Genomic DNA, 26,673 nt, shown 5'->3' on the forward strand with positions numbered 1-26,673 from the left:
AACGTTAAGCATATTTTTCTAGCAATTATCCCAGTTACTGTAACCTGACTACTTCTAAATCCTTTTATTTATATGTATAATTATATAAAATTACAACATTTTGAATCGAGGTGACAATTATGAGAAGTTTAGGTTCATTAGTAACCTCTACTATATGTTCAGTAATCCTTATAACTTGGAATGCCTATACCTTCTATGACAAATTCACAACCGGAAATACATATTTTTGGATTAGTGGCATCATAGGTATAATGTTCCTTCTATTCTTTATCAGAGACATGCGAGATATCATCAAGAAGAACTATAGAACTTCAACAGATTAGGAGCGAATACATATGTGGAAAAAGCTTAGTAATTACAAATATCATTGTATGGGGATTTGTTTTATCTGAAAACATAGTAAAATGAAAGCATTTTGAAAATAAATCCGATTATGAAACATAGAAAAACCCCCTGCTTTTTGAACAAAAAGCAGGGGGTTTTTCTATTTATTTCTTCTCCATCACAGCAAAGTAATTCTCTTCATGATCCGCAAAATTAAACACTCTACCGGAAGGCATATTTACAATTTCTCCGACTGTGATATTTTTATTTAATAAGTTGCTACGTAATTCATCAAGATTTTCTGTGAAAAACATTAGAGAAGGTGTACCAAGATTTAACCCAGGTGACATTTTAGCAACCAATTCCTTATTGTGCAGAATGATGCTTGTTTCTGCGCCCTTTGTTGGAGCAATTTCAATCCATCTCATTCCTTGACCGTTATTTTCTTCAGAAACTACAGTAAACCCTACTTTTTCTGTCCAAAAATCCACTGCCTCATCTTGGTTATTTACATACAACATAATTTGACCAACTTTATGAATCATAGACTTCCCCACCCCCTTATATAAGTAAATACCAAACCCGATGCTTCTAATTCTTTCCATCGCCAAGGTTTCTGAAACCCCGTGACAACTTAATAGATACGCCAAGAAATGAAAACTTCCTTCTAAAAGAAACGGAGCATTTTCGTTTAAGTAGGAGATTATAAAAGAAAGATAGAATATTAACAAAATATTTTATAAGGGGGTATATAATTGTCAATTTCAAAAGATACTGCCAGCTACATGATTCGCACAGGAAAAATAGAAGATTCCGAGGCCATTTTAGACATACAGAAATCCGTTGTTTCCGAAGGCAAGTTTCTCATTTCGTTATCCGAAGAATTTAATAAAACGTCATCCGAGCAAAAGGAATGGGTACAAGGCGTATTGGAGAATGAAAGAGAAACATTACTTGTTGCTGAAAAAGATGGTGAAGTGGTTGGCTGGATTGTTTTCCTTAGCGAAAATAAAAAACGATTGTCTCATACAGGTTCCTTTGGAATCATGATCAGTAAAAATTACAGAGGACTAGGAATTGGGACAATGCTACTACAAGCTTTATTAGACTGGGCAGAGAAAAATCCTCTCATTGAAAAAGTAAGTTTAGGAGTTTTCTCAACAAATCATAGTGCAATCTCTTTGTACAAAAAGATGGGGTTTATTGAAGAAGGCCGCAAAATGAAAGAGTTTAAAATGACTGATAATGAATATGTAGATGATATTCTTATGTACAAGTTCGTTTAGTAGAATTGATTGAATGAAGCTTTTTGAACTAAAGGACGATAACAGGTACCACGTAAAAAAAGCCGTTCTCCTATCAACTATGGAAATCGGCTCTTATCACTTATATTGAACACTTTTATTCATGTGAAAAGATTAAGATTTATTAGCGATTATCATAAAACGTTTTGAATTTGTACGGATTCCTTTTTCCGTTTTATTTGTTATGATGAATTTTTCCAAAATACCAAAGTCCTCTTTCTCTTCACCAAATCTTGGTATGATAGGTGTGTGTGTTAATAGGAACAGGAGGTCTTCAGGTGTTTGGTAATAATCAATCGCATCATATTCTAATATTTGCACATCAGTAAAGCCTGCAGACTTCAACTCTCGAACATACTTTTCTTTTAATGTGCCGTCTTTTTCCCCTAAGCATTGTCCTCTTCCAAACGCTGCTTTTAAGTTCCATTTATCATGTTCGCTGACTTGCTGCGTCAAAAAGATACCACCCTTTTTTATTACTTTTGCTACTTCTGCTGCAACAAAAGGCGCATGACAACAAGACACAATGTCAAAAAAAGAGTGTGGAAACATCAAGCCTTCGGACTCCATTTTGAAAAATCTAACGTTTGATACACTTGCTTTTTCCAAATTAGACTGTGCTGTTTCTATCATTCCACTTGAATTATCAATCCCAATCATGAATAAGGCTGCCGGTGCAATTCTTAATACATTCTCTCCCCCGCCTGTACCAATATCCAGCAAAACATCTGAGGGTTTGCATCTCTCTATTACTTCTTCATAAAACTCCCACATCGCACCTTCAGTTACGTATTTCAGTTTACTAAAATCCCAGCCGTTTAATTTTCCAACTTTATCATAAAAATTTTTGTAATCTAATTCATTCATTTTGTATATCCACCTTCCAAAAGAGTGTAAAAACTAAGTTTCTGAGACTTGTTAATGAAATCGTCCAGTCCCTTAGCTTGATAAGAACAGTGACTACCGAAACAGATTCAAAGCCTATATTTCCGAAAAAGGGCAGACTTCTCCCTTGATGGCTGGTACGCGTTTTTTTCCAACCCGAAAACTAGTTACTTCGAACAATACGGAAAGTCATCTACTTCACCTCATTTGAAAGATTATATTTCATTATACGCCATAACAATTTTTGTATATATCGTGGAATGCAGACTATTAGATGAATTCTATTGAAACGTATTTTTAATTCTATTTCGCACTATTAATATAATTCCACCTAAAATTGATAACATCCCTAAAGGCATTGTATTGGATTCTGTACCTCCGGCGTTAGGAAGTTCCCTGTTATCGTTTTTCATTTTAAGAGGAGTGTTAGTTTGTTTCGTCTGTGTTAATTCAGAGACTTTCTTGTCTACATTTTGCTTTGTCTGTGTTAATTCAGCTATTTTCTCTTCTACATTTTTCTTCGTACGTGTTAATTCAGTTAATTTATTTTCTACATTTTGCTTCGTCTGTTTCAATTCAGAGACTTTCTCTTCTGCTACATTTTGCTTCGTACGTGCTAATTCAGTTAATTTATTTTCTATAGTTTGCTTGATCTGTTTTAATTCAGATACTTTCTCTTCTATATTTTGCTTCGTACGTGCTAATTCAGTTAATTTCTCTTCTATATTTTGCTTCGTCTGTTTCAATTCAGAGACTTTCTCTTCTGCATTTTGCTTTGTCTGTTTTAATTCAGACAATTTCTCTTCTGCATTTTGCTTGATCTGCTTTAATTCAGATAATTTCTCTTCTGCATTTTGTTTCGTCTGTTTTAATTCAGACAATTTTTCTTCTGCATTTTGCTTGATCTGCTTTAATTCAGATAATTTTTCTTCTGTATTCTGCTTCGTCTGTTTTAATTCAGAGACTTTCTCTTCTGCATTTTGCTTCGTCTGCTTTAATTCAGAGGCTTTCTCTTCTGCATTTTGCTTCGTCTGCTTTAATTCAGAGACTTTCTCTTCTGCATTTTGCTTCGTCTGCTTTAATTCAGAGACTTTCTCTTCTGCATTTTGCTTCGCCTGTTTTAATTCAGAGACCTTCTCTTCTGCATTTTGCTTCGCCTGCTTTAATTCAGATACTCTCTCTTCTGCATGTTGTTTCGCCTGCTTTAATTCAGATACTCTCTCTTCTGCATGTTGTTTGATAGAATCGTGTATTTTGACGGTATCAGGAACTTCAGCATTAATGGTATCAGCTCCTGTTATCATTGCTAAAGCTAGTGTGGATATTGCTACTGTTTTTTTCGTACTCATCATTTTGTACCTCTTTTCTTTCATGAGTAATGAACCATTATGTATAAATCTAAAGATGCAAATATCATAATACCAGTATAACATTATACCAAATGTTTACAAACAAAACTAGAATAGTAGGTCTATGTGTAATTGGAGCCAGTATAGTCATGTGGACATAATGTAGTTCAGTCTTTACAATGGATTTCAAGGAGAAAGTGTCCGTATGGCAAATACGAAATTTCAGGAAAAATTCACCACATTAACTATCCCGTAAGAAAGGAAGGTATACATATGACAGAGATATTGAATTTATCTTTATACTTCATTTTGTTTATCCTAATTATATCCATAGTCTGTTTCATCTTATTAGTACTCATGAAGATTTTCGGAAAACAAATGAATAATCGTCGCTCTGTTGAAAAAGAACTAAAAAAACATTCTTCAATAACAGATACAGCAGGACATAAAGACTCAAACATAACTACCAAAGATGCTGAAGCAGATTGGATGAATGCAGTGATGACAACATCTTTTCTTGCTGCAGCTATGAAAAATGCTAATGAAGATTCAAATATCGACCATGATTCAGGAACTAGCAACGATAGTTCCGATGCAGCAAGCCATACTGATTCATTCGATAGTGGGGACTCATAGGGTGAATCACTATGAAGAATACTTAGCTTTAAATGATAACATCCGCTCCGAGCTCTTTAAGGAAAACATGATTTACAGAGCTAGCGGTTGTTGTGACATGTGTACCAAATGCTTTCGCAATCAGAATCGCAAAACTCCCGATCCCGCCTGCTCCTGCATGAATGAACACTCGATCACCCTTTTGAATTCGTCCATAATCCACTAAGCTTTGCCAAGCTGTTAATCCAGCAAGAGGAACAGAGGCCGCCTGAACAAAGCGAAGGTTCTCAGGCATCTTTGCTATATGTTCTTCTTTTGCAATCACATATTCTGCATAAGAACCCTTACCTACATTCGCTAGTTTTGTATACACTTCATCACCAGGCTTATATTTTGTTATATTTGTACCTACTTTCACTACAATACCTGAAGCATCTAATCCTAAAAATAATAGGGAATGAAAAAGGCAATTTCTCTTGTAATTCTCCCTTTCTCGTTTTCCAATCAACTGGATTTATCCCGCATTAACGGACCGTAACACTCCCACCTCAAAATTCAGCGGAAGCGAAGAAGTTAGGTGGGAGTGTTACGGTCCGTAAAAGCCCGATTGGTGAGGGCTAATAATCAGTGGGGGATGAAGAAAACCCCCACTGATTAAAGTTTCACTTTATAGCTGCCGCACAGCATATCAAGAAAATTGCCAACTACTTAGCCTAGCTAGGCTAAGTGGTTGGCAGGCCTTTTTGATTCTTTTTTAGTTTAGCGAGAATGCTTTGTGAATAGATGAATTACTTTTTCAGGTACATAGAATTTCCCATTGCTTTCTACAACGATGCTTCCTAATTCATAATCTTTTCCATCGATACGGATCATATTTTTATTAACAAACAATTGAGCCTGCGCTTTATTGTGTTTTACTACAAGCACCGGGTTTGCTACATCTTTTTTGTCAATCGTTACAGTTGCACCAATTTGTTTAAAGGCTATTTCAGCATCTAAGAATAATTTGTTTGTTAATTCTCCTAAGTTAAAGCCCATTGCTTTGGCCATTGTCTTCGCAATGTCCGTATTTTGGACGAAACCGTATGGCTTCCCGGGGCCGTAAGAGTATAAGAATACATCTTCACCCGTATGACCACCTGTTGTAAAACCGATGTTCGCACGGTTGGCCAATAATTTAGTAAGGATTGGACCTACATCGGCTTTCTTTTGTGCAGCTTTTAACTTTTCTTTTTCATCATCAGTTAGGTTGTCTAAACCGTAAAGTGCAGCTACCTCTTTTATATTAGATAAATCATCTTTTAGTTTATTTGTAGCACCTTCAAGTGTCATTTTTGCCTTTTTCAGTGGAGCAATGTAGGCAGATACCGGTGTGGTATCATATCCTTTTGTAGTATTTTTATTACCAATGGAAATACCGCTATTACCATGGTCCGCTAAAGCAATGACCATCGTGTTTCCATCTTTTTTCGCAAACTTTAACGCTTCTGCAACCGCATCATCAAATGCCAATACATCGCTAATCATCCCGATTGGATCATTGACATGTGCTGCCCAATCTGGCTTACTACCTTCTACAAATAAGAAGAAACCATCTTTATCTTTTGATAATGTTTGAATTGCTTTTCTCGTCATTTGGGAAAGTGTTGGCTGCTCAGGGTTGGTCGCTTCACGATCCATATCGAACGCAAGTGCAGTATTTGAGAACGAGCCCCAAATTTTATCGGATTTAGAGTTTAACAGGGCATCCTTTGTTTCCACAAAGTCGTACCCTTTGTCTTGAATCACTTTTATTAAATCTTCGTTGTCTTGCCGGATTCCACTGCTTGCCGCAGGCTGAAGTACTGCCTTTCCCCCGCCTAACACGACTTCCATATTTTGATACACTTGCTGCTCACCAATCACCTCAAAATTTTTGCGAATAACATGGTGAGCAGAAAAACCAGCCGGAGTTGCATGCTGAATTTCCGATGTAGCAATGATTCCTGTTGCGCGGCCTGAACGCTCTGCGCCTTCTAAGACGTTGGCAACCGGGCGAAACTTGTCTTCTTCTTTGATTGGTTCTAAGCCAGGTGAATTCACAACAGAAGGTAATACACCCACGTAGCTTGAATTTGATTTATTTCCTGTCGCTAAAGCTGTTGCTGCTGGCGCTGAATCCGTAATGGCTGATTCTGCCGAATAAGTACGAACACCTCCTGATACGATTTGATCTAGTGCAAGAGGTGCACCTTTATACCATCGAGCCAATGTTGTGGCTGAAGAGCTTGTCCCATCCACAACCATCATAATGACATTTTTTGGCTGCTTTCCTACTTTTTTTGCCTCAGCTTTTACCTCGTTATCGTTCATCATGATTCCTGCACCTAACAAACCTAGTGCTACCGTTCCAGCTAATGTTAGTCCCATCATCTTTTTACGAAAATTAGTCATTGTTGTCCCTCCATAGGTTGTTTTCGACATCCCCAATCTAACATTCGTATGTAAACAAGCTTTTGATTTTTTATTAAGTTTATGCAAGCTTATATATTTTCTTTTGCTTTTTGTTAGTAGTACCCTATTGTCACGAAGCTAACACTTGAATCCCCCCCACCCTTGCATAATAGCAGGGAATTTCTTGATGATGTAGAAAAAGGTCATATGCTATACGAATCGTATAGTGAATCAAATGATATAAGGGTGGGAGTTATTGTGTTAAGAAAACCAAAGAGATTACAACCAGGAGATCGAGTCGCGACAATTAGTCCTTCTTGGGGAGGCGCAGGCGATCCGGAACTTAGATGGCGTTATGAGCAAGGGATAAAAAGATTAGAAGAAGTTTTTGGTCTTGTGGTTGTACCTATGCCAAATAGTTTGAAAGGTTCAGATTATATTTATGAGAACCCACAAGCTCGTGCAATAGATTTAATGACGGCATTTCAAGATAAAAGTATTACAGGCATCTTTGCGAATATTGGTGGCGAAGATAGTATTCGCTTGCTTCCTTATATTGATTTTGATGTTATACGTGAAAACCCAAAAGTTTTTATGGGTTACTCTGATGTGACAGTTTCACATTTATTTTGTCATAAAGCAGGCATTTCTTCTTTTTACGGTCCAGCCATTTTAACCGATTTTGCTGAAAACGTTGAGATGGATCCATATACGATTGAAATGGTAAATCGAACACTCTTTTCAAATGAGATGATTGGTGAAATTGGACCGGCTAAAGAATGGACAAGTGAGCGTTTAGAATGGATAGAATCGAACAAGAATAAACGGCGGACCATGCAGCAGAACACTGGATATGAACTACTTCAAGGCTCCGGTATTGTACAAGGCCGTTTAATTGGAGGTTGTATTGAAGTACTGGAATTCGCAAAAGGAACAGAACTTTGGCCTGAGAAAAAATATTGGGAAAACAGCATTCTGTTCTTTGAAACATCTGAAGACAAACCAGATCCAACTTATATAAGATATTGGTTACGAAATTATGCTGCGCAAGGCATTTTACAAAACACGAATGGACTCATTTTCGGCAAACCGAAAGACGAGAAATATTATGAAGAATATAAACAAGAAATTGTAACAGTTATGAAAGAATATGGTTTAGAAGATTTACCGATTCTTTATAATTTAAACTTTGGTCATACCGAACCTAAGTTTATTTTACCTTATGGTGTAATGGCAGAGATTAATTGTGAAAGGAAGACATTTTCGATTTTGGAGAGTGGCGTGCAATAGAATTGCCAATTCTCCTTTGCTGATGGGTTTCAGGATATATTTTTACAACTGAAAAAGGTTCCTTAACATTTACACTTCGTTTGTTAAGGAACCTTTTTATCATTTATTATTCCTGTTTACTCTTTGCCTTTATTTGTTCCTCATACACAAACTTAGCAGTCATAAAATCATTAGGAAAATCACCTAATGCTTTTTTCATAACATTTAATTCCTCTTGTGATTTAATTTCAACACCATTTAAGAAATCGAAAGCCTTAGATTGTTCACCCGCAACGAAGTTCTGCGTCATGTAATCATCTGGGAAATCTTGTTTTGCTTTTTCTTTCACTTTATTCATAGCACCTGCCTTATCAATGCTTTTCATAGGATTTGTGAAAGCACCTGTAGCTTGTTGCGGTTCCTTTTTAGGTTCTTCTTTCTTTTCTGGTTGCGCAGCAGGTTGCTTCGCTTCTTGTTTTGGCTCTTCTTTCTTAGGTTGTTCTTGCTTTGCAGTTTGAGCCGCCGGAGTTTGGACATTTGCCTGTTCTTTCTTCGCCAATTCCTCTTTTAATTTTTTCACTTGTGCATCAAGAACTTTATTTTCTGATTCTAATACAGAAATATCCCCTTTTAATTTTTCTTTTTCTTTAAAGTGCTCATCTACTAATTTATTATACTCCGCTTCCGTATACGTATTTTTGCTACTTGTTGTTGAGTTTTCTGTCGTAGTAAAGATACTACTAATGCCAATAATGACAATAAATGCAATTACAACACCTAGCACACCGAAAATCAGTTTTTTATTCATCCTAAACCTCCCAAAATGTAAGATTTCCAAAGCGATCCTAACAGATTGAATTACAACTTTTTCGTCATATTATGTCGAATAAAAAACAAAAAGAAAGGAGATAGAATATAACATTAGTAAATTATATACATGTATTGAATATGTTATGTATTTTAGGAGATGACGTATGCTAGATGAAAATGAAATTAGATACCTTGTTACATGCTTTTTTCTCCTATTTTGTACGGTTACAAATATTAATGAATCGAGGAAATCACAAACAGTTTTACACAGAGGATAGTAAATATTCTTAAGTTGATAGGCACATAGAAAATACTGGGGTATCAACATTTCAAAGTTCTATACATGTGAACGGGCACGTTGTCACGGAAGATATTTTCCTTCCGATAACGTGTTTTTTTATTTACATAATGTTCCTTGGTTTTAGAAAAAGATATAATATAAATCTCGAATATACATTGAATTCTTTATATTACAGCTAAAAAAGGAGAGTGCATGTTGAAAAAACGAACAATAATAATAGGTATTACTGCATATGGCTTGTTATGCATGTCATCTGTGTATATATATACAAAACAGATCGCCAATCCTGTTATGAGTGATGTAGGTAAATTACTTCCTACAAAGATTAAGCGGGTTGAAAATGCGGGGGATGAGCATGCCTTACAGAAGCTAGTGAAAGATGCGAATACTTCAGGTGAGAAGATTTCAATTGCCGGAATGCAGCATAGCCAAGGCGGACAAACTTATTATCCAAATGGTACGGTGCTAGATATGAAAGGTTATAACAAAATATTAGAGTTTGATCCAGAGAAAAAGAGAATTCGCGTGCAAAGCGGTGTGACATGGGATGATATTCAAAAGAAAGTAAATCCATATGGTCTTGCTGTGCAAGTGATGCAGTCTCAAAATATTTTTACAGTTGGCGGTTCGCTAAGCGTAAATGTACATGGACGTGATATTCGTCATGAAGCACTCATTGATACAGTAGAATCATTTCGATTGTTAATGGCAGATGGTACGGTTAAGAATGTAAGCAGAGAAGAAAATGCTGATTTGTTTCCTTATGTTATTGGAGGTTACGGATTATTCGGTGTGATCTTAGATGTGACGCTTAAGCTAACGGATGACGAACTATATGAAATGCAGACAAAAACGCTAGATTATAAGGAGTATACAGCATATTTTAAAGAGAAGGTGAAAAAGGAAGAGAATGTTCGAATGCACCTAGCGCGTATTTCCGTAGCTCCAAACTCATTTTTAAAAGAAATGTATGTAACAGATTATGTTGTAGCAGAGAACCAAAATAAACGGGAAGAATACAGCAAACTAAAGGAAGAAAATATTATTGCTGCACCGAAATTTTTCCTTGGATTATCAAGGTATAGTGACTGGGGAAAGAATACGTTTTGGGATATACAAAGGAACTACATGGAACGCATAAATGGAACATATGAAACTCGAAATAATGTGATGCGATCAGATAGTACGTTTATGGAATACGAAAATCCAAATCGAACAGAGGTTTTACAAGAATATTTTGTACCTATCGATCACTTTACAGCGTATATAGATGATTTGCGAAATGTATTAAACAAAGAAGAATTAAACCTTCTTAACATTACGATCCGTTATGTAGAAAAAAATGAGAATGCGGTTTTATCCTATGCAAAAGATGATATGTTTGCACTTGTGCTTCTTATTAATCAAGGACGTTCTGAGAGTGAAATAAAGAAAACGAAAGCAGTGTTAGGGAAGATGATAGATGTTACTTTAAAGCACAATGGAAGTTATTATTTACCTTATTATTCCTATCCGACGAAGCAGCAGCTTGAGCAAGCATATCCTCGTATAGAAGAGTTTCTTCAAAAAAAGAAGGAAAGTGATCCGCAAGAACGTTTTGTAAATTTATTTTATAAGGAGTACAGTGAATGACATATAGAAGATTTGTAACTTCGCAAAGTATAATCATGATGGCCGGTAGTATGGTATTCCCCTTTTACATACTACTGCTTCGAAATGTTGAAGATAGTTTCTCTCAATTTGGTTGGGCATATGGCTTATTTACGTTAACTTCAGCTTTAGTGTACCCACTAGTTGGAAAGATATCTGACAGGTTTGGGGATAAAAGGCTATTAATTGTATATGCTTGGTCTATGGCGGTATTAATGCTCTTTTTTCCCATTGCTACAGAAGTTTGGCATGTTTATATTCTGCAAATTATAATGGGCTGCTTAGGTGCCGTGCAACGCAACACAGAAAAAACATCACTTGCACGAAAAGTAGAAAGTAAAGAAGCAGGCTATGAAATAGGAAAATACCATGTATGGACTTCAATTGGTGGTGCAGTAGCTGTTATTGCAACAGGGTATCTAGTAGATTTTTTAACGATTGGTACCATTTTTTATATTGCTTCAGCTTTATATATGGTGAGCGGTATTGTAATAGGGAGGCAGAATAAATAAATAAATAAATAAAAAAAGAGCATTACTAATGCTCTTTTTTACAGAGTATTGAAAAACAATTTTGTCATGAACAAAATCGTTTTATTTCTTGCTAAATCGGCGTAATCCTTACGCTATCCCATTATATCATGTTTATTAAATTATACTTTATGGCATATTGAACAAGTTCACTTTTTTTAGAAAGATTAAGTTTGTTCAACATTCTCGTCTTATGAGTATCAACCGTTTTTATACTGATAGTTAATTCTCGAGCAATTTCAGACAATGAAAAACCTTGCACAAGAAGTTGCAATACCTCTCGTTCACGTGGACTTAAAATTACATACGGATTTCGAGAATCTGTTTCGTTTTGCATTTTTTTAAGCATCGTTGAAATTTCCTTTGGGCGAAGGTATATGTACCCATCCATAACGGAATCAATGGCATTGTATAACTCTTCATCCACAGCTGCTTTCGGGACGTAACCTGAAGCTCCCGCGTTCATGATTGATGTTATATAATCCTCATCTTCATGCATGGTAAGCACTATGACTTTCGCTTGTTCATAACGTAATTTAACCTCTGTTAGAACCTGAATTCCATCCATGCGTGGCAAAGATATATCCAATATTAGAATATCGGGCCTTAAAATGCCGTAAAGTTGAAGTGCTTCGAGTCCATCAGAGGCTTCACCTACAACTTTTAAGGACGGTCTTTTTTGTAATAGTAGTTTTAAACCCGCTCTCATCAAAGCGTGGTCATCAACTAGCATTATGCTGATTGTCTTTTCCATCTTGACACCCTTCTCTCTGTTTTAATGGGATAGACACCATAATCTCAGTCCCGCCGATATTGTGCGTTCTGATAAAAAATGAACCACCTAGTAATTCTGCTCTTTCTTTCATTCCATATATTCCGATTCGATTTTGCTGGCGAGCTTTTTCAAAATCGTTCTCATTTATACCGTGACCGTTATCACGGATGTTCAACAAAGTAGAACAATCCCTTATCTCCATGTTAATCACAATCTCAGTGGCTACTGTATGTTTCACTACATTGGTAAGACTTTCTTGAACGATTCGGTATAGCGCTACAGCAATATGACTATCTATGACAGCAACATCGTCATTAGGAGCGTGTAGAATTACCGTAAGAGCGAATTTTTCTTCAAATTTTCTTACGTATTTCCTTAATGCCGGAATTACTCCCATATCATCAAGGATGGGTGGCCTTAATTCTACTGCTAAATCTCTAATTTCTCGTAAAATACCTGCCGCAGTCTCTCGACTTACATTAAGTAACTCCAGTTGCTCGGCATCTTTAGCTTCATTAGCCAAAATACGCATTGTAACCATTAGAAAAGTAAGAGCTTGGCTTGTTTCATCATGAAGTTCACGAGAAATTCTTTTTCTCTCCTCTTCATGAGCGGATAATAATTTCAAAATCAACGTATCTCGAAGGGCATCCTTTTCTTGAAGTTCCTTCAATAATTTTTCTACTGCAGTCCTAGAACTAATTAGATTGTCAGCCATTTCATTAAAAGCACGCGCAAGTTTTCCAACTTCATCGTCACCCTCCGCTTTAGCCCTTAAGGATAAATCACCCGCTGTTATACCTGCTGCTGTATCAACTAAACTATTGATTGGTCGAGTAATGATACGAGTCACATAATAAGCTATACCTGCCGCTCCCATACAGACCAAAAATGTAGCAACAACCAATTCTATTATTTTAGTAAAAATATAGCTTTTCGCCTGCTTTTCTGCCATTCCAACTCTAACAAATCCTACACCTCCCTCTTCGATTGGAACCAGTATGTCATGGATATTTCCTTCATCTGAAGTTAGGATAGCGTAATTTTCAGTATTGATACCATCAGGCTTATGTGCGTTTACTATTCCTTTCGGCAGGTGTTTGGAGAATGTATTTCCGACAAGGACATTATTATTGTTAATGACCAGTATATAACGCACATCTTTGTTGGCTTCCTGTGCCCGGGTAATGAGAAGATGAATCGAATAGTAATCGTCAGTCAAAATGTAATCCGAGGACAATGCCGCAATATTATCGGCAATATTTACACCACGTTTTTTTAGGTCCTCTGTCATGATTTTTGTGAGTGATTCCCAAATGATACATCCTAATACTAGGGCGAGAAAGAGTAGCGAAACGAATATAGCTCCAAATATCTTCTGGTTTATTTGTAATTTATTCAGCCATTTCATAGATGACCCTCATATAACCTTGGCTCAAATGGAACAAAACGATCAATAAACAGTCCCTGAAACGCTGGTTTTATTATTTCTTGTTCGTGCATAGAAATGAAACTTTCTTTGATAATTCGCTTCTCTTCATCAGGTAAATTACTGTTGATGACAACAGGACCGGTACCAATCGGTTCCGTTTTTGCAATAACTTTTAAATCCTTAATCAGTTCTGGATTTTTAAGTTTGGTACGCTCAAAGACTAAGCTATCAACAGCTGCAGCATCAACAACCCCATTTATCACAGCACTTAGGGAGCTTTCATGATTATATGTAAAAACATAACGACTAAAGAAATGTTCTGGCGTTTCACTTAATTCAGCTAATTTTTTCCTCACAAAAATATATCCGGAATAACTGGTTGGATCGCTAAAAGCAATGTTTTTCCCTCTTAAATCATATATACTAGATATTTCTTTTTTGCTGTGTACGACGACATAACCATAATAATATGGAACCCCCATTCGCTCTTGCATGGCAATTGCTTCTAGACCTTCAACATGTCTGTAGGTAATATATGCTCCTGTTGAAAGTATGGCTATATCAGCACCTCCATTCATCATCAACATACTAATCTCATTATAACTCTTGCGCTGAATGAGAATTACAGGTCTATGGAGCTTCTCTCCAATATAGTTAGCTATTTTCCTGTAGTACATAATTGTATCAGCCTTTGATAACACACTTGAAATTGCGATTCGTACAGGAGAGGGCTTGTCATCTTGTGAACCAACAGGCGTGGTGTCAGATTCGGAGAAAACAATTTGAGGGCTTGAACGCTCATGCTGACATCCTATTAAAAGTAAAGTAATAAGCAATATTAAAAAAAGCCTCAAACAATTTATCATACTTTCCTCCATTCTTGTAGGCGAGGAATTTATCCCCCTATTCCTTTTGGATCCTCACCTCAACATCGAGAGACAAACAAAGAAAACAGATAGGGATAACTACCCGTAAAAACTCGATTGGTGAGAGCTTTCCATAAGTGGGAGATGAAGCTCCCACACTTATGGAAGTTTCACTTTATGTATTAATCCGATTTACTGAATCATGCTTGATTCAATGTTTTTGAAGTTTATATTTATATATTACTTCAGAACAATCTATGAAATCTACGGAAGATCGTATACAACACTACTTTTCGTGTCAGAGCTGTGACAGAAAAGTAGTGTTGTATACAAATAAAAAACGATGACTTTCTTTTTAGGGAGAGCAGAGCAGTTATCTATGTATATATAAATACAAATTGATTTTTCAACATATAAGTCGCTGCTATGCAGAACAAAACATGACCGCTACTTGCTTTCTCCCTTTGTTTTAGACTTTGCACGTGGCAGGAAAAGGAACTGACCTCTTCTATGCATGGCCAGTTGCTCTCGTCCTCCCCTAAAAAGAAAGTGGTTTTTATGTCATTTTTTCAATTTGTATTTATATATTGTTGAAAAATTAAAACAGGTTTATATAGCCATGAATATTGTTTGTAAGATAATTTCTGACAGACTCTACTATTTTATCTTACATAAAATCAGATATTTACTGATAGTTTAACGAATTGCCATATAAGATAATGTAACCAAGGAGGTATATAACACAAGTATTTTTGAAAACGTCTCCACCAAATTGGCACTCTATTGAAATGCTAAATTTCATGCTAATCTAAGTTTTTTCTGTAAATCAAAGTAAAGAAATCGAGGTAGATAGTATGTTCTCATTTTTGAAACCTAAAATCGCTACTACAAAAATAGCACCAGATCAGGTTCAAACAACCTATAAGCTTTTCCGGCTTCAATCTTTATTAGGAGTATTCTTTGGTTACATAGCTTACTACATAGTACGCAACAATTTCGCCTTATCTACTCCTTATCTGAAAGAACAACTCAATCTTAGTGCTACAGAAGTAGGGCTATTAAGCAGTTCCATGCTTATTGCTTATGGAATTAGTAAGGGCTTGATGAGTAGTATAGCGGATAAAGCTAACCCTAAAAGGTATATGGCGCTCGGGTTGCTTCTGTGCGCTATGGTTAATATTATGATGGGATTCAGCACCGCATTTTGGATGTTTGCAATTCTCGTTATTTTCAATGGATTTTTTCAAGGAATGGGAGTTGGACCTAGCTTTATTACTATTGCAAACTGGTTTCCTCGTAAGGAAAGAGGAACTATCGGTGCCATATGGAATATTTCTCACAATATAGGTGGAGGTATCGTAGCACCTATCGTTGGTATGAGTTTTGCTATGTTAGGCTCCAATCACTGGCAAGCGGCAAGCTATCAAGTTCCGGCTGCTATAGCCATTGTTATTGCACTAGTAATACTAACCCTTATTAAAGGCTCACCGGTAAGTGAGGGCTTGCCTCCGTTAAGCGAAATCATCAAGGATGAATCCGATTCGAAAATGCAACAAAGCGCTGACTCAAAACCGCCAGTAGACATGAGTGCCTGGCAGATTTTTAAGAATTATGTTTTATTTAACAAAAATGCATGGTTCGTTTCCTTCGTAGATGTTTTCGTTTACATGGTTCGTTTCGGCATTATAAGCTGGTTGCCTATTTATTTGTTACATGTAAAACATTTCACTAAAGAAGAGATGAGTGTTGCCTTTTTATTCTTTGAATGGGCAGCTATTCCTTCTACTCTGTTGGCTGGTTATCTATCAGACAAATTATTCAAAGGACACCGCATGCCGCCAGCAATCATTGCTATGACAATGATACTCGTCTGCATCATTGGTTACTGGCAAAGTACATCTTTACATTGGGTAACTATCTTCGCTGCCATTATTGGATGCTTGATTTACATTCCACAGTTTCTAGCTTCAGTACAAACTATGGAGGTAGTTCCATCTTTCGCTGTTGGCTCTGCAGTTGGCTTGCGAGGTTTTATGAGTTACATTCTAGGTGCATCTTTAGGTACTACCCTCTTTGGTGTAATGGTTGACAAAGTAGGATGGAATGGTGGTTTCTATGTATTACTAGCAGCAACCGTCTGCTGCATCATATGCTGTATATTCGCCCATCGAGGAGCAAAAGAGCTGGAACTCAACAGAAAGCAGGGGCTCCAATCCTAAGATAACTATATTCTGAGGATATTATAGACAAAAAAAGATTGCTGTTTAAGCAATCTTTTTTTCAGGCTGTAGAGAAAGCCTTCTCTACAGCCTGTTTTTGTGTCTGAACATCTTTTTATCTGTCAACACTGATAAAAAAGATGTAAAGGAGCGATGTTTCATGATGGGAGCACTGAAAAATCATCGTGATGAGCGTGTAACAATTTCTGTAGAAGAGTTAGTTCCACACGATCATTTTCTTCGTGCAATTGAAGCCACTATTAATTTTGATTTTATTGAGGAGAAGTTACGTCCCTATTACTGTGAAAATAATGGCCGTCCCTCTATTCATCCTATCGTTTTATTTAAAATGATGTTTATTGGTTATTTTTACGGTATTCGATCGGAACGTCAATTAGAAAAAGAAATTAAAACAAATATTGCGTACCGCTGGTTTTTAGGGTTTTCTTTATCAGATTCCGTTCCAGATCACTCCACAATTAGCTGGAATCGTCGCACTCGTTTTCTTCATACAAACATTTTTGAAGAAATCTTCGATGAAATCGTACGTCAAGCGATGGAACATCGTATGGTGGGAGGACGTGCATTAATGACAGATTCCACTCACGTGAAGGCGAACGCAAATAAAAATAAATTTGTGCACAAAGTAAAAAAAGAGCGTCCTAAATTATATATAGAAGAATTAGAAGCGGCAGTCATGGGAGATCGGGAGAAACACGGAAAAAAGAATTAAAACCAAGAAAGGAAAGTGATACCCCAATCAAAAAAACACGTGTAAGTACAACGGATCCTGATAGTGGCTTTTTAATGAGAGATGGAAAACCAAATGGTTTTCATTTCTTAGACCATAGAACAACTGACGCAAAATATAATATTATTACAGACACTTTTATTACGGCTGGAAATGTAGCGGATGCCAAAGAACTACATGGCTATCGATACGCGCTCGTTTTCAAGGGCTGAAGTCTGTCCAAATGCAGGCTTAACTCACCGCAACCTGCCAAAATATGAAAAAAATAGCCCTTCACCTGCCAAAAAAGGGTCAGGTGAAGGGCTATTTTTCTTATTTCTATCATTTTTTAGTGTTTTTCACTCATTGGAAATTCAATTTTTACCTACTGAAACTTTCATGTTCATTAGCTTTTCCGCACATCGAAAAATGCTGGAGAATTTCCCTTTTCCATTATAGCAATAAAACCAGCTTATATCATATGAAATATTGCATACGGGAATATATTGATATAATGTTATGCGCTCACTATAATAAGAGTATAAAGATTTACAACATCTTAATACTCAAAAAAAAAGGAGGAAATAATATGGCAATCGCAATGGCAGTTTTAAAATTTCTAGGTGGAATCATCCCATTCGTACAAGAACTTTTAAAAGCAGTAATGTAAGTTCATTATCTTACTATACAAAATAAGAGGAGGAAATAACATGGCAATCGCAATGGCAGTTTTAAAATTTTTAGGTGGAATCATCCCATTCGTACAAGAACTTTTAAAAGCAGTAATGTAAATTCATTATTCCGAAATTGCAATTATATGTAAAAAAATATCATACAAATGATCTGTATATCAAGAATGAATTGATGTGCAGATCATTTGTGTGAGCAAACTTTTAACAAGAAAAAGAATCCCAGAGAAATCATAAGGGATTCTTTTTCTTTATGTAGGGGTTCAGGCGGATACGTGTAAAATTAGGTCATAGAAATACATTTTTTACTAATAGTTATTTGTCGAGGATATTTGTAACATAAACGTTCATATTCTAACCGTTGAACTAGCGTAATCAACCCATAAGTTTGAACCAGTCTTTTCATAAAAGCATATGTCGCTTGTGTATCTCTCTTTTTACGCAGTTGAATATCAAACGTTTGTCCCTCTTTGTCAATGGCGCGATATAAATAGCACCACTTTTCGCTTCCTCAATTGAGTAATAAAAAATGATTCAATGTGTTTTCATATTATATAATTTTTAAGTTCTTCCCAAGCTGCATGTACAATGAATTCCACTTCTTCTTCTGAAGAATAGGTTCCAATGTTTAGATACGTTATTTTATCTAAATAACAAGACAATCTCTCTTTTCTAAATGCATCCTTCATATCATTTTTTATAACTAAATGTAAATTCCACTGTTCATTCCCAGCGTTTTCAATGAGATAATCTGAAGGATGAATCTCTTTATCTTCGAAACCTGATTGATTCGCTTCCATCAATTTCATATCTATTTTCTCCTTCAAATGCATTTATTTTTATCGTTGCAGTTCCATTTCTTTATATACAATAACAACATTACTCATTAAATATAATATTGTTATACATTCGTTACTATCTAAATACATGACAAAAAGCTTACAAATGTGTAAGGAAACGAAGCGTTTATGCCGCGAAATGTTGGTGCTACCCCATGCCCATCAAGCTAATATTCTGAAGTGTCCCCAAAACGAAAATTTTATTATTTTACAGTTATTTATGAGAATTCAACTCATTTTCTTCGTTCTGGGGAACTACCAATTTCTTAAGTTGATAGTAGCTATGCAATATTTATACGGGAAATAAGAACAATTCTGAGAAAACATACGTAATAAAACAAGAATGTATATATTCTTGCATAAATCTTTTAAAAGAGAAATAGGTCTAATCCTTGATGAATATAGAGCTAGTCTCTGTGTTTACTGCGTATAATGATGCGTTATGTTAACTTCACATGTATAGAATATACAAAAGAAAAAGTGAAGAAATGTAGAATACCTCACTATTTATAATGGTGAAATTTGTTACATATGGAGAGGAGAGAGATTTTATGATGATCTGGATACCAATAGTTACAGGAATTATAATTGGTTTGGCGATTTTAGGAATCACCTTTTTACTTAAAAAGATGTTTAAATCAAAAGTGATTTTATTTTTACCTGCAATTTTATCCATGTTAGGTTCAACCTATTCGATATATTATGGTTTAGTAGTAATTAGGGGGCTTGAAGGCGTAGCATATTTATTTATAGTTTTTCCAGTTTATTTATGTGCGATAGGTGCAATTGTTTATGCTACCAAAAACAAAAACACCTAATTCAAGAATTACTTCCGATAACACTGATTATGTGAATGGAAAGTCCCTTCAGTACTTGAAGGGACTTTTAAAGGTTTTGTGATACTTTATGTTAGCAAAAAGTGCTTTCATGTGCAGAAAACACCTTTTCAGTCTACAACTATTATTTAACAGTCTAATACTTTTTTCTATAGTCTAAAACATTTTTTAATGAGACAGAAAGAACTAGCAAAATATATAAATTACTACAACAACAAACGAATTAAAGCAAAACTAAAAGGCATGAGCCCTCGTACAATACCGAACTCATGCCCCAAAATCCGCTTAATGAAATAACATGTCTAACTTTGTGGGGTCACTTCAAAGGAACGAGGGATTTTTTTCTGTTTTATCTTTTTATCAGAACCACATTAAATAAAGAGCTTTCTACTAATAAACTTATTCATAACGAAGGGCTTCAATTGGATCTAATTTTGCTGCTTTGTTCGCTGGAATCAACCCGAAAATAATACCAAGTGTCATAGAGAATAACACACCACCAACGACTACTTGCCATGAAACAAGTGGTGGCCATTTTGCAAATGTTGACACAATATATGCACCGCCATACCCAAGGCCAATTCCAATTAGTCCTCCAAGAAGCGTTAACATAACAGCTTCAATTAAGAACTGTAGTAAGATTTTACTACGCGTTGCTCCAAGTGCTTTACGTACCCCAATCTCACGAGTACGCTCTGTTACAGATACAAGCATAATGTTCATAACACCGATACCACCAACGACTAGTGAGATACCAGCAATACCACCGATAATCATCGTCATGATATTTGTCATTTTAGAAATACCCTCTTGAATTTCTTTTAAGTTTAGTACCTCATATTTACCTGTAAACTCACTTGGCTTACGACTATTTAATACATCAGCTGCTTTCTTTCCAGCAGCATCTAAATTATCGACTTTTTTCGCTTGAACAGAAATACTTTGAATTTCATCTGTTCCATACAACGTTGGCCATAACGTTAATGAAATTAACGCCTCGGAATCTCCCATTCCCATAAATCCACCTGTCGCTTCATATACACCAATGATTTGCATTGGCTGGCCTTTCATTTCGATGATTTTTCCAATGGGATTCTCTTTTTCAAATATCTTTTTTTCTAAACCAGTGCTAATCATGACAACATTATTTCCTTGTTCAATATCTGTATCATTTAAAGAACGACCTTTTTTTACCTTAACTTTATTTACAGCAAAGTATTCATCGTCTAGCCCTTTTATATTTACCATTTCTTTTTTATCATTAACATCAAGTGTTTCCATATTTGAATTTGTCTTAATTACATGTGCAATCTCTGGAATCTTCTTAATTTCAAAAATATCTTCTTCCGTCAATTTCGGTTGTCCTATTGATTCCATACCGGATGGATCATTCATGTCGGCCTTATAATGAATAGAAATCACACCATTTCCAGAACCAACAAATTGTGATTTTAATGCAGCTTCCCCGCCCTGCCCAATCGCAACAACGGTAATAATAGAACCTACACCGATAATAATCCCAAGCATTGTAAGGGCTGAGCGCAGCTTATGAGCTAGAATAGAAGATAGGGCAATTTTGATACTATCTAGTAAACTCATACCGCACACCTTCTGTCTTCTGTAATTTTCCCATCTCTTAACACAATACGGCGTGAAGAATATGCAGCAACTTCCTCTTCATGCGTAACCATAACAATCGTCGTACCTTCTGCATTTAACTTTGTAAAAATATCCATAACTTGTTCCCCTGACTTCGTATCAAGAGCACCAGTTGGCTCATCGGCCATAATAAACGTTGGATCATTCGCAATGGAACGTGCGATAGCAACACGCTGCTTTTGCCCACCTGAAAGTTCGCTTGGCAAGTGATGCACGCGGTCGGATAATCCGACTTTCCCAAGTGCTTCAAGAGCTCTCTCGCGGCGCTCTGCTTTCTTTACACCACCATATATAAGTGGAAGTTCTACATTTTCTACTGCTGAAAGACGTGGCAATAAGTTGAAATGCTGGAATACAAAGCCGATATATTCATTACGAATGAGTGCAAGTTTTGACTCGTCTGCTGTTAAGATATTCACAGCGTTCAATATGTATTCACCCTCTGTTGGACGATCTAAGCAACCGATAATATTCATAAGTGTTGATTTTCCTGAACCAGAAGGCCCCATAATCGACACAAATTCACCACTTTGAATTGTCAAGCTAATGCCATGTAAAATCGGTACCGCAAGCTGCCCTTGATAATATGTTTTATGAATGTTATTTAACGTAATCATTTTTCTTTCACTTCCATTCCGTCATACACGTTGTCGGAAGGATTTTTAACCACCTTTTGCCCCACTGTTACGCCTTCAAGAACTTCTATCCAGTCTCCATCAGTAGAACCTTTTTTCACATTTTGTTTACGAAGCTTTCCTTTTTCTTCTACATAAACAAATGCATCTTCGCCTTTTTCTACAATGCTCTTGCTAGGAACAGCAATCATATTCTTGTTTTCTAAACTGACTTGTAAGGATACATGATAGCCTGGAGACAATCCTTCTTGTCCATCTAAACTAGCTTTATATGTATACTGAGACATATTTTGTGTTACTTCACCGCCTGCGCCAGCTGCTGCCATTTCTGCACTCGTTGGGAACTCACTTACTTCTATGATCTTCCCTGTCCACTTCTTCTTACTATTCGTTTTTGTAGTTACAGTGAATGTTTGATCTTTTTGAATTTTTGATTTTTGAATTTCTGTTAATGTCCCTTGAATTTGGAATGGATCTTTAGAAGCAATTTGTAAGAATGCTTTTCCTTGTCCGCCCATTGCTTGCGCTGAGCTTTGTGCTGCATCTTTATCTAGCTTTTGTACAACACCCGAAAAATTACTATAAATAGTAAGTTCATTTTGTTTTTTCTTTAACTGCTCTGTTTGTAATTGACCTTTTTCTTTCTCTAGGCCAGTTGTTTTTTGCTGCATCTCTAATTCACTTACTTGTTCTTCTAAAGGGTCTGTTACTTCTTTGCCAGCACCGCTATCTTTTGCTTTCTTAATCTCTTTATTTAGTGACTCTATTTTCTTTTCCCCTTGATCATAGCGCATACTTGCCATTTTTTGATCAAGCTCAGCCTGCTTCAATTGTAGATTAATTTCTTCATTATCATAGGAGAATAATTTCGTTCCTTTTTCTACTTCTTGCCCTTCTTTCACCACAATATCCTTTACTTTTCCTTTTGTCGGTTCTGCATAGAAGCTCTCAATATTCCCAGGCTTTACTTGTCCCGAAATCAATTTTGTATTATTAAGTTTACGTTCTGTTACTTTTTCGAAGCTAACAGCATCTGCCTTTGCCTCACCTTTTTTCTTACCTTGCATCACAAAAATATTGATGGCTGCAATGACAATAATTAATGCAATAACCCCAATGATAATCCATTTCTTCTTCTTTTTCTTTGGAGTACGAACGATATTTGGTAACATAATTTATCTCCTTTTTTATTAGTCTATATTTTTATCGTAAATTATTAATATAACATGAAGTAAATATAAGCACATTATGTAATATTGCATAATATGGGTTCTGGTGCAAAATTGTTAGTTAGAAACATACGAAAAAGCCAAGGCTTTCTTGAAAAAGCGCTTGGCTGCTTGTGTATCTCTTGATTTACTTAGGTAAAAATCAATGGTATTTCCTTCTGAATCGACTGCACGATATAAGTACATCCATTGATCTTTTACTTTCATATAGGTTTCATCGACTCTCCACGAGTCATTTGTTGATTTAAGATGATGTCGTACTTTCTCTTCTAATTGAGGTCCATATTGATGAACCCAGCGCATAATCGTTGTGTGAGTAATTGATAATCCTCTTTCCTCCATCATTTCCACCAGGTTACGGAAGCTCAAATTGTACCGTAGATACCACCTTACTGTTAATAAGATTATTTCAGGCTGATAATGCTTCCATTTAAACAAATTTTCCTTTTCCCTACTGATCACGCACCTTTTTTAGAGTCATACTATCAGTATGTCCAAGATTAGGAGATTACTTGCAAGAGTCTTGGGATTTTTGTACCCGAACCCTTTTTCTTGTTTAAAGTTTGCTCACACAAATGATCTGCACATCAATTCATTCTTGATATGCAGATCATTTGTATGATAATTTTTAAAAATAAGTGCGGATAATTATATTACATGAATGCTTTTAGAAGTGTTGCTACTAATGGAATTACTCCACCTAAGAATGATAAAACTGCCATTGCGATTGCCATATTATTTCCTCCTCTTATTTTGTATAGTAAGATAACAAACTTACATTACTGCTTTTAAAAGTTCTGCTACGAATGGGATGATTCCACCTACAAATTTTAAAACTGCCATTGCGATTGCCATATTATTTCCTCCTCTTATTTTGCATAGCAAGATAACGAACTTACATTACTGCTTTTAAAAGTTCTGCTACGAACGGGATGATTCCACCTACAAATTTTAAAACTGCCATTGCGATTGCCATATTATTTCCTCCTCTTATTTTGTATAGTAAGATAACGAACTTACATTACTGCTTTTAAAAGTTCTGCTACGAATGGGATGATTCCACCTACAAATTTTAAAACTGCCATTGCGATTGCCATATTATTTCCTCCTCTTTTGTTAGTGCTAAGATGTAATTTATCTTTATGCTTTTATTATAGTAAGCGCTTTCATTTTTATCAATACATTCTTATATGCAATATTGCATATAAGAATGTAGCAAGTCCCCTTTGCATTGTTATTAAGAATAGAATTAATGGTTCTGGTGCAAAAACTTCAGGGTAATTACAAGTAATCTCTAAATCTTGGACATACTGAAACTATGACTTTAATAAAGGAGTGTGATCAGTATGAAAACGAAAATTTGATTTTTTTATAGTTATTTAAGAGAAATGCTCTTATATATTAAAAGAAATTACTAATTTCTTAACATCAAGAAAATCTATTTTTCACACTCTCAAATTATGTTTGTAATTGAAATCTATATAGAAATGCTCTTATATTTCGTTTCATTTCCATATATAGGTGAAATAATAAAAAAGCTAGCATTTTGCTAGCTTTTTCATTATTTCGAAGTAAGAGCAACTAAAACATCTACTGGATAATCAACTGATTTTTTCACTTTATATTCTACTGCATTTCCTTTTCCAAAAGCGTTAGACATTTGATTTAAAAGATCATTTGCAGTTCTATCAGACATCCATTTTTGTAATCCTGCGCCTGGAACAACAGAATAGTTAGCTACTTGTTGATATAATGCAGTTCTATATTGGTCATATGCATAATCAGACTTTGGATTAAAATCAAATGTCTTCGTAACTGTACTTTCTTCTGAAATTGTATTTTGATAACCAAAACTCCAAGTTAATGAAGCTGACATTTTAACAATATCTCCAAAACCTGCTTCCATCCCAATTGTTTGAGATAAACCTACAGATATATTATGAGAAACACCACTTGTAACAGCTTTACTCCAGTGATAACCTGAATTTTTATCTATTACATTTGAATCAATTAATTTCCAATCTAGTTCTTTTTTTAATTTCGTATCCGCTACTACTGGATCCGTTTTAGGAATTGCTATTGAATATAGTACACTTCCTTCACTTCCTGCTACTGGAATTTTTTCGCCGGATTTAAACCAAGTACCATCTGGTTTTACAGCCTTATATCCTGATAAATTTAACACATCTCCTGATGTATTCCCCTTAGCAACAACATCTACATATGCATAATCAATTAACTTTCCCTCATCTGTAGAAACATGCCATTGACCAGGGAATTCTTCATAAGGACCCGTAGGAACGTAAGGAAGTTGTGTACCATTTTGAGCAACTTGTTCTGCTGACATAGGTGCTTTTCCTTCTTGAGAACTGATTACTACCGGAAGATTTCCTACATTCGTAGTATCAGTAGCTGCCGAAGAAAATCCTGGGGCTACAAGTAAAGCTGAACTTAATACAAAAGCTGCGGGAATGATTTTTTTCATACGTTTCATAATATCTCTCCTCTTCTTCCATTATTTCTACAAGATTACAAAAGATGAAATTATACTGTACATTGCTTATACTTTTGCTATGTAGAAACATAGAATGCCATTTTTTTATAAATATGCTACTTTTGTGATTCTAAATTATCTCCACGCTAAATAAACTGATTATTGAAATAATTAACTTGACATAATGTTACTTGCAACTTTACTGCACTTTTCTTAGTACAATCGTCTCCTTTTTTAGTGGTCATACCAATTACACCCTTATTAAAACATTAAATTTTCAATGCGTAAATAGTAGAATTTTGTCGATTTCATTCAATAATTTAATTATCACGTATTAATATGAGCGGAAATATTATACTTCTAAAATTACTATTTAATATCATTTAGGTAATTAAAATAGTTTCAACTTGATATATCTGGTTAAAAAATCACTATTTTAATCTATAAAAAAATAATAATACCAATTAAATATTATTAACATAATTTAATCACACTCTGCACAACGATTCCCTTTATTTGGATATGCGAAATTGCATTAAAATATACCCTTTTGGCACCCTTAGCTTGATGGTGATGGGGTCACGCGAATTTCGTACGCTAAGGTACAATCGAGCTTGATTCCCTTCTTAAAAGCACAAGTCGTGGAACAAGCTATTCTATCGTATCGAAGAAGTTAATTAGGAGTTCCTTATCTTGTTTTATTGAAGCGTTCGTTCAATAAAACATATAAAAGGCAGACCATTTTACTGGTCTGCCTTTTGAAGTATCATTTAAGCTTTCTCGTTTTCCCAATCTTTTCT

21 protein-coding genes and 5 pseudogenes are annotated in these 26,673 nt (G+C 35.5%); 10 read left to right on the forward strand and 16 right to left on the reverse strand.

Annotated elements, in window-relative coordinates:
* Positions 1–119 precede the first annotated feature (119 nt).
* Complete coding sequence (locus ACM6HU_RS11605; protein WP_077295241.1) at positions 120–323, forward strand: hypothetical protein; 204 nt, start codon at positions 120–122, stop codon at positions 321–323.
* Between the two features lie 165 nt (positions 324–488).
* Here ACM6HU_RS11605 and ACM6HU_RS11610 read toward each other — a convergent pair whose 3' ends face one another.
* Positions 489–869: a VOC family protein gene (locus tag ACM6HU_RS11610; RefSeq protein WP_016132973.1), complete on the reverse strand. Its 381-nt coding sequence runs from the start codon at positions 867–869 to the stop codon at positions 489–491.
* Positions 870–1,079: 210 nt separating this feature from the next.
* Here ACM6HU_RS11610 and ACM6HU_RS11615 point away from each other — a divergent pair, with 210 nt between their 5' ends.
* Complete coding sequence (locus ACM6HU_RS11615; RefSeq protein ID WP_275857853.1) at positions 1,080–1,610, forward strand: GNAT family N-acetyltransferase; 531 nt, start codon at positions 1,080–1,082, stop codon at positions 1,608–1,610.
* A gap of 132 nt (positions 1,611–1,742) precedes the next feature.
* Here the strand turns inward: ACM6HU_RS11615 and ACM6HU_RS11620 are convergent, their stop codons facing one another.
* Both ACM6HU_RS11620 and ACM6HU_RS11625 read right to left on the reverse strand, forming a co-directional pair.
* Complete coding sequence (locus ACM6HU_RS11620) at positions 1,743–2,495, reverse strand: class I SAM-dependent methyltransferase (protein WP_088094452.1); 753 nt, start codon at positions 2,493–2,495, stop codon at positions 1,743–1,745.
* Positions 2,496–2,794: 299 nt separating this feature from the next.
* The gene (locus ACM6HU_RS11625; protein WP_414848190.1) at positions 2,795–3,862 is read right to left on the reverse strand and encodes an LPXTG cell wall anchor domain-containing protein; all 1,068 of its coding nucleotides are present in this window, start codon (positions 3,860–3,862) and stop codon (positions 2,795–2,797) included.
* Between the two features lie 273 nt (positions 3,863–4,135).
* Between ACM6HU_RS11625 and ACM6HU_RS11630 the strand changes: the two genes are divergently transcribed.
* Entirely contained in the window at positions 4,136–4,498 is a 363-nt protein-coding gene (locus ACM6HU_RS11630) for a hypothetical protein (protein ID WP_016113368.1), read from the forward strand.
* A 31-nt stretch (positions 4,499–4,529) separates the two neighbouring features.
* Here the strand turns inward: ACM6HU_RS11630 and ACM6HU_RS11635 are convergent.
* Positions 4,530–4,995, reverse strand: a pseudogene (locus ACM6HU_RS11635) (NADP-dependent oxidoreductase); the annotation flags it as partial.
* A gap of 241 nt (positions 4,996–5,236) precedes the next feature.
* On the reverse strand, positions 5,237–6,910 hold the full coding sequence (locus ACM6HU_RS11640) for an alkaline phosphatase (protein WP_414848191.1): 1,674 nt from the start codon (positions 6,908–6,910) through the stop codon (positions 5,237–5,239).
* 258 nt (positions 6,911–7,168) lie between these two features.
* Here ACM6HU_RS11640 and ACM6HU_RS11645 point away from each other — a divergent pair, with 258 nt between their 5' ends.
* Positions 7,169–8,200 (forward strand): S66 peptidase family protein, encoded by a 1,032-nt coding sequence (locus ACM6HU_RS11645; protein ID WP_016113365.1) that lies wholly within the window; start codon positions 7,169–7,171, stop codon positions 8,198–8,200.
* 106 nt (positions 8,201–8,306) lie between these two features.
* Here ACM6HU_RS11645 and ACM6HU_RS11650 read toward each other — a convergent pair whose 3' ends face one another.
* The gene (locus ACM6HU_RS11650; RefSeq protein WP_414848192.1) at positions 8,307–8,987 is read right to left on the reverse strand and encodes a hypothetical protein; all 681 of its coding nucleotides are present in this window, start codon (positions 8,985–8,987) and stop codon (positions 8,307–8,309) included.
* Between the two features lie 495 nt (positions 8,988–9,482).
* Here ACM6HU_RS11650 and ACM6HU_RS11655 point away from each other — a divergent pair, with 495 nt between their 5' ends.
* Together ACM6HU_RS11655 and ACM6HU_RS11660 are read left to right on the forward strand one after the other, a co-directional pair.
* Positions 9,483–10,922 carry an FAD-binding oxidoreductase gene (locus tag ACM6HU_RS11655; RefSeq protein WP_016131657.1) on the forward strand — a complete coding sequence of 480 codons (1,440 nt, stop codon included), beginning with the start codon at positions 9,483–9,485 and terminating at the stop codon, positions 10,920–10,922.
* Positions 10,919–11,452, forward strand: coding sequence for an MFS transporter (locus ACM6HU_RS11660; protein WP_414848193.1), 534 nt, complete (start codon positions 10,919–10,921; stop codon positions 11,450–11,452). Before ACM6HU_RS11655 ends, ACM6HU_RS11660 begins: the two co-directional genes overlap by 4 nt.
* A gap of 121 nt (positions 11,453–11,573) precedes the next feature.
* On the opposite strand, the gene ACM6HU_RS11665 is transcribed toward ACM6HU_RS11660, so the two are convergent.
* From ACM6HU_RS11665 to phnD, 3 genes are read right to left on the reverse strand one after another with little or no spacing between them, the layout of a single operon-like run.
* Positions 11,574–12,224, reverse strand: a complete 651-nt coding sequence (locus ACM6HU_RS11665) for a response regulator (protein WP_016113361.1) — start codon at positions 12,222–12,224, stop codon at positions 11,574–11,576.
* Positions 12,193–13,656 (reverse strand): sensor histidine kinase, encoded by a 1,464-nt coding sequence (locus ACM6HU_RS11670; protein ID WP_016113360.1) that lies wholly within the window; start codon positions 13,654–13,656, stop codon positions 12,193–12,195. Before ACM6HU_RS11670 ends, ACM6HU_RS11665 begins: the two co-directional genes overlap by 32 nt.
* On the reverse strand, positions 13,653–14,543 hold the full coding sequence (gene phnD, locus ACM6HU_RS11675; protein ID WP_016113359.1) for a phosphate/phosphite/phosphonate ABC transporter substrate-binding protein: 891 nt from the start codon (positions 14,541–14,543) through the stop codon (positions 13,653–13,655). The genes ACM6HU_RS11670 and phnD overlap by 4 nt, the downstream gene beginning before the upstream one ends.
* Positions 14,544–15,397: 854 nt before the next feature.
* Here phnD and pgtP point away from each other — a divergent pair.
* Together pgtP and ACM6HU_RS11685 are read left to right on the forward strand one after the other, a co-directional pair.
* A complete protein-coding gene (pgtP, locus tag ACM6HU_RS11680; protein WP_016131658.1) occupies positions 15,398–16,762 on the forward strand; it encodes a phosphoglycerate transporter PgtP in 1,365 nt (454 codons plus the stop codon).
* Positions 16,763–16,922: 160 nt separating this feature from the next.
* Positions 16,923–17,823: pseudogene (locus ACM6HU_RS11685) on the forward strand (transposase); the annotation flags it as partial.
* A gap of 737 nt (positions 17,824–18,560) precedes the next feature.
* Here the strand turns inward: ACM6HU_RS11685 and ACM6HU_RS11690 are convergent.
* Positions 18,561–18,683, reverse strand: a pseudogene (locus ACM6HU_RS11690) (DDE-type integrase/transposase/recombinase); the annotation flags it as partial.
* Between the two features lie 43 nt (positions 18,684–18,726).
* Positions 18,727–18,990, reverse strand: coding sequence for a hypothetical protein (locus ACM6HU_RS11695; protein WP_016113355.1), 264 nt, complete (start codon positions 18,988–18,990; stop codon positions 18,727–18,729).
* A gap of 545 nt (positions 18,991–19,535) precedes the next feature.
* Between ACM6HU_RS11695 and ACM6HU_RS11700 the strand changes: the two genes are divergently transcribed.
* A complete protein-coding gene (locus ACM6HU_RS11700; RefSeq protein ID WP_414848194.1) occupies positions 19,536–19,838 on the forward strand; it encodes a hypothetical protein in 303 nt (100 codons plus the stop codon).
* Positions 19,839–20,045: 207 nt separating this feature from the next.
* Positions 20,046–20,145, forward strand: a pseudogene (locus tag ACM6HU_RS11705) (IS3 family transposase); the annotation flags it as partial.
* Between the two features lie 110 nt (positions 20,146–20,255).
* Here the strand turns inward: ACM6HU_RS11705 and ACM6HU_RS11710 are convergent.
* From ACM6HU_RS11710 to ACM6HU_RS11730, 5 genes and pseudogenes are all read right to left on the reverse strand, one after another.
* Positions 20,256–21,455 carry an ABC transporter permease gene (locus ACM6HU_RS11710; protein ID WP_016131659.1) on the reverse strand — a complete coding sequence of 400 codons (1,200 nt, stop codon included), beginning with the start codon at positions 21,453–21,455 and terminating at the stop codon, positions 20,256–20,258.
* Entirely contained in the window at positions 21,452–22,132 is a 681-nt protein-coding gene (locus ACM6HU_RS11715; RefSeq protein WP_016113352.1) for an ABC transporter ATP-binding protein, read from the reverse strand. Before ACM6HU_RS11715 ends, ACM6HU_RS11710 begins: the two co-directional genes overlap by 4 nt.
* The gene (locus tag ACM6HU_RS11720; protein ID WP_016113351.1) at positions 22,129–23,322 is read right to left on the reverse strand and encodes an efflux RND transporter periplasmic adaptor subunit; all 1,194 of its coding nucleotides are present in this window, start codon (positions 23,320–23,322) and stop codon (positions 22,129–22,131) included. Before ACM6HU_RS11720 ends, ACM6HU_RS11715 begins: the two co-directional genes overlap by 4 nt.
* Positions 23,323–23,442: 120 nt before the next feature.
* Positions 23,443–23,841, reverse strand: a pseudogene (locus ACM6HU_RS11725) (IS6 family transposase); the annotation flags it as partial.
* Positions 23,842–24,940: 1,099 nt separating this feature from the next.
* On the reverse strand, positions 24,941–25,873 hold the full coding sequence (locus ACM6HU_RS11730; protein WP_016131662.1) for a hypothetical protein: 933 nt from the start codon (positions 25,871–25,873) through the stop codon (positions 24,941–24,943).
* Between the last annotated feature and the right edge of the window lie 800 nt (positions 25,874–26,673).

Origin of the sequence: Bacillus sp. IT-79MI2 (genome assembly GCF_949768135.1) — a bacterium.
Classification (GTDB): domain Bacteria; phylum Bacillota; class Bacilli; order Bacillales; family Bacillaceae_G; genus Bacillus_A; species Bacillus_A pseudomycoides.